General features: G+C 73.2%; 11 protein-coding genes. 2 read left to right on the top strand and 9 right to left on the bottom strand.

What is annotated here, in order from left to right:
- Positions 1 to 12 precede the first annotated feature (12 nt).
- From ACSMXR_RS08275 to lipB, 3 genes are all read right to left on the bottom strand, one after another.
- A complete protein-coding gene (locus ACSMXR_RS08275) occupies positions 13 to 213 on the bottom strand; it encodes an SCO2195 family GlnR-regulated protein (protein ID WP_003969591.1) in 201 nt (66 codons plus the stop codon).
- 269 nt (positions 214 to 482) lie between these two features.
- Positions 483 to 1,460: a lipoyl synthase gene (lipA, locus tag ACSMXR_RS08270; RefSeq protein ID WP_137232756.1), complete on the bottom strand. Its 978-nt coding sequence runs from the start codon at positions 1,458 to 1,460 to the stop codon at positions 483 to 485.
- A 209-nt stretch (positions 1,461 to 1,669) separates the two neighbouring features.
- A complete protein-coding gene (lipB, locus tag ACSMXR_RS08265; protein ID WP_473171512.1) occupies positions 1,670 to 2,509 on the bottom strand; it encodes a lipoyl(octanoyl) transferase LipB in 840 nt (279 codons plus the stop codon).
- A gap of 381 nt (positions 2,510 to 2,890) precedes the next feature.
- On the opposite strand from lipB, the gene ACSMXR_RS08260 reads away from it, so the two are divergent.
- Positions 2,891 to 4,471: a regulator gene (locus tag ACSMXR_RS08260; RefSeq protein ID WP_376184700.1), complete on the top strand. Its 1,581-nt coding sequence runs from the start codon at positions 2,891 to 2,893 to the stop codon at positions 4,469 to 4,471.
- A 51-nt stretch (positions 4,472 to 4,522) separates the two neighbouring features.
- Here the strand turns inward: ACSMXR_RS08260 and ACSMXR_RS08255 are convergent, their stop codons facing one another.
- Positions 4,523 to 5,902 (bottom strand): FAD-dependent oxidoreductase, encoded by a 1,380-nt coding sequence (locus ACSMXR_RS08255; RefSeq protein WP_364881606.1) that lies wholly within the window; start codon positions 5,900 to 5,902, stop codon positions 4,523 to 4,525.
- A gap of 180 nt (positions 5,903 to 6,082) precedes the next feature.
- Complete coding sequence (locus tag ACSMXR_RS08250; RefSeq protein ID WP_473171511.1) at positions 6,083 to 6,982, bottom strand: TIGR01777 family oxidoreductase; 900 nt, start codon at positions 6,980 to 6,982, stop codon at positions 6,083 to 6,085.
- A gap of 62 nt (positions 6,983 to 7,044) precedes the next feature.
- Here ACSMXR_RS08250 and ACSMXR_RS08245 point away from each other — a divergent pair, with 62 nt between their 5' ends.
- Entirely contained in the window at positions 7,045 to 7,566 is a 522-nt protein-coding gene (locus ACSMXR_RS08245; protein ID WP_473171510.1) for a GNAT family N-acetyltransferase, read from the top strand.
- Positions 7,567 to 7,576: 10 nt separating this feature from the next.
- Here the strand turns inward: ACSMXR_RS08245 and ACSMXR_RS08240 are convergent, their stop codons facing one another.
- From ACSMXR_RS08240 to ACSMXR_RS08225, 4 genes are all read right to left on the bottom strand, one after another.
- Complete coding sequence (locus tag ACSMXR_RS08240; protein WP_137232852.1) at positions 7,577 to 8,098, bottom strand: DUF4240 domain-containing protein; 522 nt, start codon at positions 8,096 to 8,098, stop codon at positions 7,577 to 7,579.
- A gap of 62 nt (positions 8,099 to 8,160) precedes the next feature.
- Positions 8,161 to 9,150: a helix-turn-helix transcriptional regulator gene (locus tag ACSMXR_RS08235; RefSeq protein ID WP_473171509.1), complete on the bottom strand. Its 990-nt coding sequence runs from the start codon at positions 9,148 to 9,150 to the stop codon at positions 8,161 to 8,163.
- 123 nt (positions 9,151 to 9,273) lie between these two features.
- Positions 9,274 to 11,946 carry a pyruvate dehydrogenase (acetyl-transferring), homodimeric type gene (gene aceE / locus ACSMXR_RS08230; RefSeq protein WP_137232750.1) on the bottom strand — a complete coding sequence of 891 codons (2,673 nt, stop codon included), beginning with the start codon at positions 11,944 to 11,946 and terminating at the stop codon, positions 9,274 to 9,276.
- A gap of 267 nt (positions 11,947 to 12,213) precedes the next feature.
- Positions 12,214 to 12,837: a GntR family transcriptional regulator gene (locus tag ACSMXR_RS08225; RefSeq protein WP_030080737.1), complete on the bottom strand. Its 624-nt coding sequence runs from the start codon at positions 12,835 to 12,837 to the stop codon at positions 12,214 to 12,216.
- Positions 12,838 to 12,919 lie beyond the last annotated feature (82 nt).

Here is a 12,919-nt window from a genome sequence, read left to right as displayed (position 1 = left end):
CGTGGGAGCGACCTAGGAACGGTGGTCGGCCACGGCTTCCAGCACGTGCTGGGCCTCCACCCGGTCCTTGGCGCGGCGGCGGTCCTCCAGGACGGCCGTCCAGGCGTTGCGGCGGGCGGTGCGCTGGCCGCTGCTCAGCAGCAGCGACTCGACCGCGCGCAGGGCGGTGGTGACGGACGGAAGAGCGTGGGCGCGGACCGGTGCGGCCTGCATCGTGGTGTTCCCCCTCGGAAGGATGCGCCCCGGGGGCGCGGATGAGTGTGGGAAGCAGTGACGGCGGCGGCTGCCGGAGTCGCTGCCGCACGTGTACCTAGGATCACTGCTTGGTGTTACCAGCGCGTGACCGGGCGGTCAAACACCAATGAAGCCTTGATTCCGGTGCCGCGCACGCCGAAGCGGTCCGTACGCGTCCCCCACCTGCGGGGAGCGTCCGGACCGCTTCGGTCACGCGGTTACGGCGCGGTAGCCGCTCGTGAGCGGATTCACACGGCCGGTGCGGCCTGGACGCTCCCGGCGGCGACGCCGCGCGCCTCCATCGCCTGCTGGAACAGACGGCCCGCGCGGTACGAGGACCGCACCAGCGGACCCGACATCACGCCGGAGTAGCCGATCGCGTCGGCCTCGTCCTTCAGCTCGACGAACTCCATCGGCTTCACCCAGCGCTCGACCGGGTGGTGCCGTACGGAGGGGCGGAGGTACTGCGTAATCGTGATGAGCTCGCAACCTGCGTCGTACAGGTCCTGGAGCGCCTCGCTGACTTCCTCGCGGGTCTCGCCCATGCCGAGGATCAGGTTGGACTTGGTGATCAGACCGGCCTCACGGGCCCGGGTGATGACCTCCAGGGAACGCTCGTAACGGAAGCCGGGGCGGATCCGCTTGAAGATCCGCGGCACCGTCTCCACGTTGTGCGCGAGCACCTCGGGGCGCGAGGAGAAGACCTCGGCGAGCTGCTCGGGCTCCGCGTTGAAGTCGGGGATCAGCAGCTCGACCTTGGTCGCGCCGGCCTCCCGCTCCGCGGTGAGCGTGTGGATCTGGCGGACGGTCTCGGCGTACAGCCAGGCTCCGCCGTCCTCCAGGTCGTCGCGGGCGACGCCGGTGATGGTGGCGTAGTTCAGGTCCATCGTGACGACCGACTCGCCGACACGGCGGGGCTCGTCACGGTCCAGCGCCTGCGGCTTGCCCGTGTCGATCTGGCAGAAGTCGCAGCGCCGGGTGCACTGGTCGCCGCCGATGAGGAAGGTGGCCTCGCGGTCCTCCCAGCACTCGAAGATGTTGGGACAGCCCGCCTCCTGGCAGACCGTGTGCAGCCCTTCGCCCTTCACCAGCTGTTGCAGCTGCTTGTACTCGGGGCCCATCTTCGCCCGCGTTTTGATCCACTCGGGCTTGCGCTCGATGGGGGTCTGGCTGTTTCGGACCTCCAGGCGCAGCATCTTGCGCCCGTCGGGTGCGACAGCGGACACTCCGGCTCCCCTTTGCTATCTGCTGCGTTGGATTCGCGGTTCGCTTCGCGGTTCGAATCGCGGTTCGGATGCGCTTTGGATTCTTTGGCGAACACCAGGGTACGCCCGTACATCAAACGGTCCTACGCCTGCCCAACCTGCGGCCGACGGGGCCTATTCCCCGGCCGATGGCGGCGGTCGGGGCTACTGGCCGGTACGGCCGGTCGGCCCTAGGCGGGCGCGGGCGCCGGGGCGGGCGTCCGAGCCGGGGCCGCGGCCTTCGGCTGCTCCACCGCCCGCGGAGCGAGCTCCGCGTTCTCCAGGACGGCCCGCAGGTGCTTCTCGACGACCGGCAGCACCTCCTCGATCGTGATCTCCCGGCCCAGCTCGTTGGAGAGGGACGTGACCCCGGCGTCGCGGATGCCGCACGGCACGATCCGGTCGAACCAGGTGTTGTCCGGGTTCACGTTGATCGCGAAGCCGTGCATCGTGACGCCCTTGGCGACCCGGATCCCGATCGCGGCCAGCTTGCGGTCCTCGCGGCGCTGGCCGGCGTTGGACGGGGCGTACTCCGGGCCGTTCAGCCGCGGGTCGAACTCCTCGTCCTGGAGTCGCGGGTCGAAGTCCAGCGAGAGGCCGCCCAGCGCCTGGCGCTGCTCGACCGGGTCGCCGAGCACCCAGACGCCGCTGCGGCCCTCGACCCGGGTGGTCTCCACGCCGAAGTCGGCGGCCGTGCGGATCAGCGCGTCCTCCAGCCGACGCACGTGCGCCACGACGTCGACCGGGCGCGGCAGCTTCTGGATCGGGTAGCCGACGAGCTGCCCGGGGCCGTGCCAGGTGATCTTCCCGCCGCGGTCCACATCGATGACCGGGGTGCCGTCCAGCGGCCGCTCGCTGTCCGCCGTGCGGCGTCCCGCGGTGTAGACGGGCGGGTGTTCCAGGAGCAGACAGGTGTCCGGCACCCGGTCCTCGAACCGGTCCGCGTGCACCTCCCGCTGCTTCTGCCAAGCCTCCGTGTATTCGACGGCCTGTTCGCCGAAGCCCAGACGGACGAACCGCAGCTCGCTCACCGATGCCTCCCTAGGTGGGCCCCGCATGCCCGGAGGGGTGTCCCCGGGATGACGGCGCCCTGCACTGATCGCGCCCGCATCCACTGTACGGCCGTCGCCCGAACGGCCCCCCGGCAGGTGGAACGGCCGCATCCGAGGCACGCCGTACGGCACGCGTGGGCACGTCGGCCGCGCACTCCCGAGCGCGTCGGCCCGGATCTCACAGGCGTAGCGGCCCCGAACTCATGTGTCGGACGTTTCCGTCAGCTCTGTCCGGAATCCTCACACGATCGGATGAACGTGGAGCAAAGGGTGGCGGTGACCGCCCCGGCGGCCGCTAAATTCGCGCCGTTCCCATGAGGGCTGCCCGTCCGGCCCCGAAGGCAGGAGACCGTACAGCTGATGTCGGAACGACCCCCGCAGCGCACGCCCAACCGCCGACTCGCCTCACTGATCGCGGAAGCCGGGTTCTCGCACGCCGGCCTGGCCCGCCGGGTCGATCAGCTCGGCCTCGAACACGGCCTCGACCTGCGGTACGACAAAACCTCGGTCACCCGCTGGCTCCGGGGACAGCAGCCGCGCGGCACCACGCCCGCGCTGATCGCCGAGGTGTTCACCCGGCGGCTCGGGCGACGGCTCTCCGCGCAGGATCTCGGGCTCGACGCCTGCGCCCCCGTCTACGCGGGGCTGGAGTTCGCGGCCACGCCCACCGAGGCGGTCGACATCGTCAGCGGCCTCTGGCGCAAGGACTCCGGTACGCACACGGAGCTGCGCAAGATCGCCTTCACGCCCGCCGGACTCGTCGTGCCCAGCCGGGACTGGCTGATCGGCCGCGCCGACGAGTGGGTGGCCCGGGACGGCGGCGCCGCCCGCCGGGCCGGGGGAGAGGCCGGTGCCGCCGGGCGTACGGACGGGGCGCCGCGCACCGAGGGCCGGGGCCTGCCGCGCCCGGCCGCCGGACCGCTGCGGCCCACACCCCCGGGCCCGCCGACCACACATCCGCCCGCCGCGCACCCGCCGACGACCGCGGGGGCGCTGCCCGTGGTCCCGCGCCAGCGGCAGACCAACAGCGGCACGGGGCTGCGGGTCGGCAGCGGGGACGTCGCCGCGCTGCGCTCGGTCGGCGAGCTCTTCCGCACCCTCGACCACGCGTACGGCGGCGGCCACGCCCGGCAGGCCCTCGTGCGGTATCTGGAGCACGAGGCCGAGCCGATGCTCCGGGGCACGTACGGCGAGGCCACCGGGCGGCGGCTGTTCGCCGCGGTCGCCGATCTGACCCGGCTGGCCGGCTGGACCTCGTACGACATCGCCGCCCACGGCCTCGCCCAGCGGTACTTCGTCCAGGCGCTGCGGCTCGCCCAGGCCGCCGGCGACCGCGGATACGGCGCCTATGTGCTGATCACGATGAGCCGGCAGGCGGTCTACCTCGGGCACGGCCGGGAGGCCGTCCAGCTCGCCCGGGTCGCCCAGCAGGGGGTCGGCTCGTCCGCCCCGCCCCTCGTCCAGGCACTGCTGCACGCGGTCGAGGCGCGCGGCCACGGTGTGCTCGGCGAGGCGCGCTCCTGCACCGCCGCCCTGACCCGGGCCGAACACGCCCTGGAGACCGCCCGCCCCGGCGACGAGGTGCCGCACTGGGCCCGTACCTTCGACGAGGCGCAGCTCGCCGACGAGCTGAGCCACTGCCACCGCGACCTCCAGCAGTACCGGGCCGCCGCCCAGCACGCCGAACGGTCGCTCGCGCTGCGCGCCCCGGCGTACGCCCGGAGCAGGCTGTTCTGCCGGGTGGTCCTCGCCTCGGCCCGCCTCGGCCTGGGCGAGCTGGATCAGGCCTGCCAGCTGGGCGCGGAGGCGGCCCAGCAGGCGGCCGAGATGCGCTCGGTGCGCGCCACGGAGTACGTACGCGCCTTCGAGCGCAGCCTGGAGCCCTACCGGGACGCCGTCGCCGTACGCGGCTACCGCGACCGGGTCGCCGCCCTCGGCTGAGCCCCGCGGCACGCGGCGGCCCGGGGCTCACGGGACACGGCGGCCCGGGGTTCACGCGGCCCGGGGCAGGCTCCCCTCGTGGGCGCCGGGCACGGCCAGGTCGGTGAGGATCGCCTCCGCCGCCCGGCGGCCCGAGTGCAGCGCGCCCTGGACCGAGCTCGTGTCGCGGTGGTCGCCGCACACATACAGCCCGGCCAGCACCCGCACCGGCCGGCGCGGATCGTGCGGGGCCTCCATCGCGGGCACCGCCTCCGGGTCGTGATGGGCCGCCAGCAGCTCCCAGCCGTCCGTCGGCACGCCGTACAGCGACGCCAGATGCGCCCGCACCGAGCGGTCCAGGTCCGGCGGCGGGGTGCCGAGCACCGTCGAGGTGATCAGCGCCCGGCCCTCCGGCGCCCGCGAGGGATCGACCTCGCTCATCACCGCGGTGTACGCCACCGGGCCCGACCGGTCCCCGTCCAGCACCAGCGACCTGCCCGTCGGCGGCGGGGCGGGCGCGGTGTGGTGAAGGACCGTCACCGGGTGGAAGGACGGCACCCGCAGACCGGGCAGCAGCTCGGCCGCCGCCCCCGCGCCGGTCGCCAGCAGCAGCGAACGGCACCCCAGCTCACCGTGTTCCTTGGTGCGTACGGAGGTGATGTCGGCGGCCGTCACATGCACCCCGGTCCGGACCGTGCCCGGCGGCAGCGAGGCCGCCAGCAGCTCCGGCAGCGCGGACGAACCGCCCGCCGGTACGCACAGCCCGCCGCGTGCGTAGTCCCGCAGCGCGAGATCGGCGCACCGGCTCGACGTGGTGAGGGCGGGGTCGCTGAGCAGCGCGGTGAGGAGCGGGCGCAGGACGCCGTCCACGGTACGGGCGGGCAGCCCGACGCCGGCCAGCGCTCCGGCGACCGTGCGCTCCGGGCGGGCCAGCAGCCGGGCCCGGGGGGTGGCCGCCAGCCGGGACAGCGCCGCGCCCAGCCGGGCCCGGTCGATCGCCCCGGTCACCACCCCGCCCCGGCCGCCGCCGCGTGCCGGAGCGCCGTGCTCGTGCCCGTACGCGCTCTGCGCCGCCCAGGGCGTGCGGGGCGCTCGGGGGGCGCTCGAACGGGTGCGTACTGCCTTGAGTGCGCCCCTCGCGCTCCGTATGTCGCCGGTGAGATGGCGGCGGCCCTCACTGTGGACCAGGAGCCCCGGCGCGAACTCCCGCAGCTCCGGGGCGCCGAGCCCCGGGGTGCCGGTCAGCTCGGGCCAGGAGGTGCAGAGGAGCGGGCCGAGCCGGTCCAGCCGGAACCCGTCCACCTCGTCGGTGGCGAGCCGGCCGCCCACCCGGGGCGCCGCCTCCAGGACGCTGACGCCGAGCCCCGCCCCGATGAGCAGGTGGGCCGCTGACAGGCCGGCGATTCCGGCCCCGATGATGACCACGTCTGCGTGGTGTGCCGTGCTGCGCACGTGCCCCTCCCCGAGTCGGTGCGACTGGTGGGGGGCTCTTGCCCCCAACAGGCCCCCGGAATGCCGGAGTTCGCATCGAGGCTAGGAGGATGGCTGATACTGGGTCAGACGCGCGCCGGGGAGCACCGGGGCACGGGGTCGCACACGCCGCGCCGGGCGGGCCGCGAAGGCGGCCGAAGGTCAGCGCCGCGCGGCGCGGATCGCCCCGTCGATGCAGGGGAAGGCGAAGGTGAAGCCGGAGTCGAGCAGCTTCGCCGGGAGCACCCGCTGACTGCCCAGCACATCCTCCGCGAACTCCCCGAGCACCAGCCGCAGCGCGGGCGCCGGCGCGGGGAACAGCGTCGGGCGGCGCAGCACCCGGCCCATCGCGGCGGTCACCTCGGCGTTGGTGACCGGCTCCGGGCCGGTCAGGTTCACCGGCCCGGTCAGCGACTCGGTGTCCAGGATGTGGCGCAGCGCCGCGACGTGGTCGTGCAGCGCGATGAAGCTCCAGTACTGCCGGCCGTTGCCCAGCTTCCCGCCGAGACCCGCCTTGAACAGCGGGAAGAGCCGCCCCCAGGCCCCGCCCTCGCGGCCGACGACCAGGCCGGTCCGCGCGTGCACCGTACGGATGTCCGCCTCCTCGGCGGCGGCGGTGGCCGCCTCCCACTCCTCGCAGACCGAGGGCAGGAACCCCTCCCCGGCCGGCGCGCTCTCGTCCACCGGCCGGTTCCCGGTGTCGCCGTAGAAGCCGATGGCGGACCCGGAGAGCAGGACGCGGGGCGGGGTGTCGAGCGAGGCCACGGCCTCGGCGACGGCGGCCGTGCCCAGGACCCGGCTGTCCCGGATCTCCCGCTTGTAGGCCTCGGTCCAGCGGTGGTCGCCCACCCCGGCCCCGGCCAGATGCACCACGGCGTCGCAGCCGACGAGCCCGGCCACGTCCACGTACCCCCGCTGGGGGTCCCACTCGACCTCGTCGCCGGTTCTGGCGGGCCGGCGCACCAGACGGGCCACCTCGTGCCCGTCGGCGCGCAGCGAGCGCACCAGCGCCGCTCCGATGAGTCCGGACGATCCGCTGACGGCGATACGGGAGCTCGGCATGGGCCCATCCTGCCCCATGAAACGCCTCGAACACCGGGAACACCGCGTGGCACAGTGACCCCATGGCCGCACTCACCCTCCGCCCCGTCCGCCCCGCCGTGCCCGCCGACGACGACGAACTCGCCGAGCTCGACCGGTCCACCTGGTCGACGCTGCACGCGGTCCTGCCGCGGCCGACGCCCCCGTACGAGCCCTTCTTCGGCGAGCGGCACCCGCCGGAGGACTTCCTCGTGGTGGAGGCGGAGACGGCGGACGGCCGGGCGGGCATCGCCGGGTACATCCGGCTCGTCCCGCCCACCCCGCTCGCCGCCAACGCCCATGTGCGCCAGATACGCGGCCTGGCCGTGGCGGACTGGGCGCGCGGGGTCGGTGTCGGGCGGACCCTGCTGCGGGCCGCGTTCGCCGAGGCCCGCCGCCAGGGCGCCAACCGGATCACCCTGCGGGTCCTCGGGCACAACGACCCGGCCCGCGCGCTGTACGCCTCCGAGGGCTTCGCCGTCGAAGGGGTGCTGCTCGGGGAGTTCTTCCTGAACGGGCGTTACGTCGACGACGTCTGCATGGGCCGCTCGCTCGGCCCCGCCTGAGCAGCGAAGGTCACTGCGGCCCGAAGCGGTCCCACAGCTCGGGGAAGCGGGCGGCGAGCGCCTCCTCGTCCTCGAAGTCGACCGGGGAGCCCAGCGGCTCGGTGGTCTGCGGCGGCAGCCCCAGGTCCGGCGCGACCACCCCGGTGAGCTGCTCGTACGCCTCGTCGGCCGCGTACCCCAGGTCCTCGCCGTCCCCGTCGATCTCCTCGTCGAAGTCCTCCAGCAGCTCCGCCAGGCTGTCCGGATCGTGCAGCGCCCCCTCGAAGACCTCCCGGCCCTGGCCGATCAGCCAGCAGCGGAAGTAGTCGAACGCGTCGTCGCTCGCCCCGCCCAGCAGCACGGCCGCCGCGCCCCACAGATCCCAGGCGTAGGCGCGGTTGTAGCGGGCCTCGAAGTGCCGGGCGAAGTCCAGCACGGAATCGGGATCGAGCTGCACCAGCCGTTCCACCAGCAGGTCGGCGTGGTCCTCGGGGTCGCCCTCGGCGGCCTCGCGGGTGCTGTCGATGATCTCCCAGAATTCCGTTTCGTCCATCACGGGTCCAGCATCCAGCCTGACGGGGGCTCCCGCACGCGCAGACACCGAATTGAAGCCTTTCAGCGATACATCTCGCGCAGACGTTCGGCGGCCGCCGCGAACCGGAGCCGCAGCGACTCGGGCGCCAGCACCTCCAACTCGGGCCCCAGCGCCAGCAGCTGGCCGTACGCCACATCCGGCGATTCCACCGGCAAGGTGAGCGTGCGCCAGCCGTCCGGGTCCGGTTCGGAGGCCTCCGCGAGCGCCGCCGCGGCCGCCGCCCGGTCGCCGGTGTACGCGAGCATCCGCGCCCCGCGCCCGGACACCCGTACGGTCACCTCGGTCCGCAGCAGGGACCGGGCGAACCCGGCGGCCCGCTCCGCCCAGAACCCGGGCAGATCAAAGGTCTCGTCCCGCTCGAAGCGCTCGTCGGCGGGCTCCGCCGCGGTGAACCGGTCGATCCGGTAGACCCGGAAGTCCTCGCCCGCCCGGGCGCAGAGGTACCAGACGCCGGCCTTGAGGACGAGACCGTACGGAGCGAGCTCCCGCGCCACCTCCGTACCCCCGTCGCCCGCCTCGCGGCCCCCGCCCCGGCGGTAGCGGGCCCGCAGCAGCCGGTCGTCCCAGACCGCGTCGGCGATGGCGGGCAGCAGTTCGGGGGTCTCCGGCTCGTGGTACCAGGAGGGCGCGTCCAGGTGGAAGCGGCGGGCGGCGGAGGAGGAGGCGTCGCGCAGCGAGGGCAGCAGCGCGGCCGACACCTTGAGGCGGGCCGCCGACGCCGCGTCCTCCAGGCCCATCTCGCGCAGCGCCGCGGGCAGTCCGGAGAGGAAGAGCGCCTCCGCCTCGTCCCGGGCGAGGCCGGTCAGCCGGGTGCGGTAGCCGCCGACGAGCCGGTAGCCGCCGGCCCGGCCGCGCTCCGCGTAGACCGGGACGCCCGCGTCGGAGAGCGCCTGCGCGTCCCGGGTGACCGTACGCTCCGACACCTCCAGCTCGGCCGCCAGCTCGGCGGCGGTCATCGCGGGGCGGGCCTGCAGGAGCAGCACCATCTTGATCAGCCGGGCAGCACGCATGGGCCCATTGTGGCGGCAGGGCGGACCCGTACCGCAGCGAAACCCCCGGCCGCCGGGCAGGCGCGCTGTCGGACGCGCCCGCCCGGTGACCGGGGGTTCGGCTGGGTTCTGCGGGAGCGGTGCTCAGATCCCGTAACGCTCCCGGGCCTCCTTGACCGCCGAGGCCGGGACCTCGCCGCGCCTGGCGAGCTGCGCCAGCGAGGCCACCACGATCGACTGCGCGTCGACGCCGAAGTGGCGGCGGGCCGCGTCGCGGGTGTCGGAGAGGCCGAAGCCGTCCGTCCCGAGCGAGGACCAGTCCTGCTCCACCCACTGGCTGATCTGGTCCGGGACCTGGCGCATCCAGTCGCTGACCGCGAGCACCGGGCCCGGCGCACCGGCGAGCGCCTGGGTCACGTACGGCACCTGCTGCTCACCGCGGAGCAGCGCCTCGTCGGCCGCCAGCGCGTCGCGGCGCAGCTCGCCCCACGAGGTGGCGGACCAGACGTCGGCCGTGACACCCCAGTCTGCGGCCAGCAGCTCCTGGGCCTCCAGGGCCCAGTGGATCGCCGTACCGGAGGCGAGCAGCTGCAGGCGCGGCGCGTCCGCCTTCGCGGGCGTGCCCTCCTTGAAGCGGTACAGGCCCTTGACGATGCCCTCCTCGACGCCCTCGGGCATCGCGGGCTGGGGCTTCGGCTCGTTGTAGACCGTCAGGTAGTAGAAGACGTCCTCGGCGTCGGGGCCGTACATCCGCCGCAGACCGTCCTTGACGATCACCGCGACCTCGTACGCGAACGCCGGGTCGTAGTTGAGCGAGGCCGGGTTGGTGGCCGCGATCAGGTGCGAGTGGCCGTCCGCGTGCTGGAGGCCCTCGCCCGTCAGGGTCGTACGGCCCGCCGTGGCGCCGACGATGAAGCCCTTGCCGAGCTGGTCGGCGAGCTGCCACATCTGGTCGCCGGTCCGCTGCCAGCCGAACATCGAGTAGAAGATGTAGAACGGGATCATCGTCTCGCCGTGCGTCGCGTACGACGTGGCGGCGGCGATGAAGTCGGCCATGGCGCCGGCCTCGGTGATCCCCTCGTTGAGGATCTGGCCGTCCTTGGCCTCCTTGTAGTACATCAGCTGGTCGCGGTCGACCGGGTCGTACGTCTGACCCAGCGGCGAGTAGATGCCGGCCGACGGGAAGAGCGACTCCATACCGAAGGTACGGGCCTCGTCCGGGACGATCGGCACCCAGCGCTTGCCGGTCTCCTTGTCCCGCATCAGGTCCTTCACCAGGCGGACGAACGCCATGGTGGTGGCCATCTCCTGCTTGCCGGACCCCTTGTACAGGGCCTTGAACGCGCGCTCCTCGGGCTGCGGCAGCGGCGCGGAGGCGTGTATCCGGCGGGCCGGGGCCGGACCGCCGAGGGCCGCGCGGCGCTCCTGGAGGTAGCGGACCTCGGGGGAGTCGGCGCCGGGGTGGCCGTAGGGGACCAGACCGTCCTCGAAGGCGCTGTCGGGGATCGGGAGGCCGAGCAGCTCGCGCATGCCCTTGAACTCGTCGATCGACAGCTTCTTCATCTGGTGGTTGGCGTTCTTGGACTCGAAGCCCTTGCCGAGCGTGTAGCCCTTGACCGTCTGGGCCAGGATCACGGTCGGCGCGCCCTTGTGCTCCACGGCCGCCCTGTACGCCGCGTACACCTTGCGGGCCTCGTGGCCGCCGCGCGAGGTGTAGAAACACTCGGCGATCTTCGCGTCGGTGAGCAGTTTCGCCAGCTCGACGAGGGCGGGCTCGGCGCCGAAGAAGTGTTCGCGGATGTAGGCGACGTCGCGGGTGGCGTACGTCTGGAACTGCGCGTCCGGGACCTCGCGCAGCCGGCGCAGCAGCGCGCCCTGGGTGTCCAGCTGGAACAGCTCGTCCCAGGCGTTGCCCCAGAGCGTCTTGACGACGTTCCAGCCGGCCCCGCGGAACTGCGCCTCCAGCTCCTGGACCACGCGGAAGTTGGCGCGGACCGGGCCGTCGAGGCGCTGCAGGTTGCAGTTGATGACGAAGGTCAGGTTGTCGAGCTGCTCACGGGCCGCGAGGGCGAGGGCGGCGGTCGACTCGGGCTCGTCCATCTCGCCGTCGCCCAGGAAGGCCCAGACGTGCGAGTTGGCGGTGTCCTTGATGGAGCGGTTGGCCAGATAGCGGTTGAAGCGCGCCTGGTAGATGGCCGAGAGCGGGCCGAGGCCCATCGACACGGTGGGGAACTCCCACAGCCAGGGCAGCCGCCGCGGGTGCGGGTAGGAGGGCAGACCCTCGCCGCCCGCCTCCTGGCGGAAGTTGTCGAGGTGCTGCTCGGTGAGCCGGCCGTCGAGGAAGGCGCGGGCGTAGATGCCGGGGGAGGCGTGGCCCTGGATGTAGAGCTGGTCCCCGGAGCCGTCCCCCTCCTTGCCGCGGAAGAAGTGGTTGAAGCCGGTCTCGTAGAGCCAGGCCGCCGAGGCGAAGGTGGCGATGTGGCCGCCGACCCCGAACCGCGAACCACGGGTCACCATCGCGGCCGCGTTCCAGCGGTTCCAGGCGGTGATCCTCGATTCCATCTCCAGGTCGCCGTCGAACGCGGGCTCGGCGGCGGTCGGGATGGTGTTGACGTAATCGGTCTCCAGCAGCTTGGGCAGCGCGAGACCGGCGCCCTCGGCGTGCTGCAGCGAGCGGCGCATCAGGTACGCGGCGCGGTGCGGGCCGGCAGCCTTGGTGACGGCGTCCAGGGAGGCCGCCCATTCGGCGGTCTCCTCGGGGTCACGGTCCGGGAGCTGGTCGAGCTCGCTCGGAAGCTTTCCTACGGGGTCGGTCATGATCGCCGCCTTCCGGAGAGGAGGGGGGTGGAGAAGGCTCTATCTGGCAGGACAGAGCGATGGGGCCGGTGGGCCCGCGAAGTGAACTGTAAGGCGCTGATCGATGATCGATCAAAGGATTGAAGGCAAAACTTCTCGATACGAAGAAAAGTGGCATGGGGTGCCTCGAAACAGGGCACGCAGTGACGCGAAATAGCGTGCAAATAGGGCGCTGACCTGCACGGAAGAGCAGGTCGGGCGCCAGATGATCGGAGCCTCGCGGATGGGTCAGGCGCGGGGCGCGCAGCCCAGCACATGCGCCTTCACCAGGGCCCCGATCTGCGGGTCCTCGGCGAGGAACGCGTCGATGAGGGCCTGGTGCTCCTCCGCGTACGACTTCTGCACCGTGCCCAGCCAGCGGATGGAGAGGGCCGTGAACACCTCGATGCCCAGCCCCTCCCAGGTGTGCAGCAGCACCGCGTTCCCGGCGGCGCGCACCAGCTCCCGGTGGAAGCCCACCGTGTGCCGCACCTGCGCCTCGCCGTCGGCCAGCCGGTCCGCCTCGTACAGCGCCGCCACGTGCGGGGCCAGCGCCGAGCAGTCCTGGCCGAGTCGAGGAGCCGCCAGCTCCGCCGCGATCTGCTCCAGGCCGGCCCGCACCGGGTAGCTCTCCTCCAGGTCGGCGGCGGTCAGATTGCGGACCCGGACGCCCTTGTTGGGGGCCGACTCGATCAGCCGGAGCGTCTCCAGCTCGCGCAGCGCCTCGCGCACGGGCGTCTGGCTGACCTCCAGCTCGGTGGCGATCCGGCGCTCCACGATCCGCTCGCCCGGCTTCCAGCGCCCGCTGACGATCCCCTCCACGATGTGCTCGCGGATCTGTTCGCGCAGCGAGTGGACGACGGGCGGGGTCATGAGGTGCTCCTTCAGGGCAGACCGGTGCTGCCTACATCATCACGGTGGCGGTGGGCCTCCCGGGCTGTTTAGACAATACGGC

The sequence above is a fragment of the Streptomyces sp. DSM 106670 genome, from assembly GCF_055792845.1.
The sequence above is the reverse complement of the archived record's forward strand: the minus strand, read 5'-3'. Positions and strand labels throughout refer to the sequence as shown.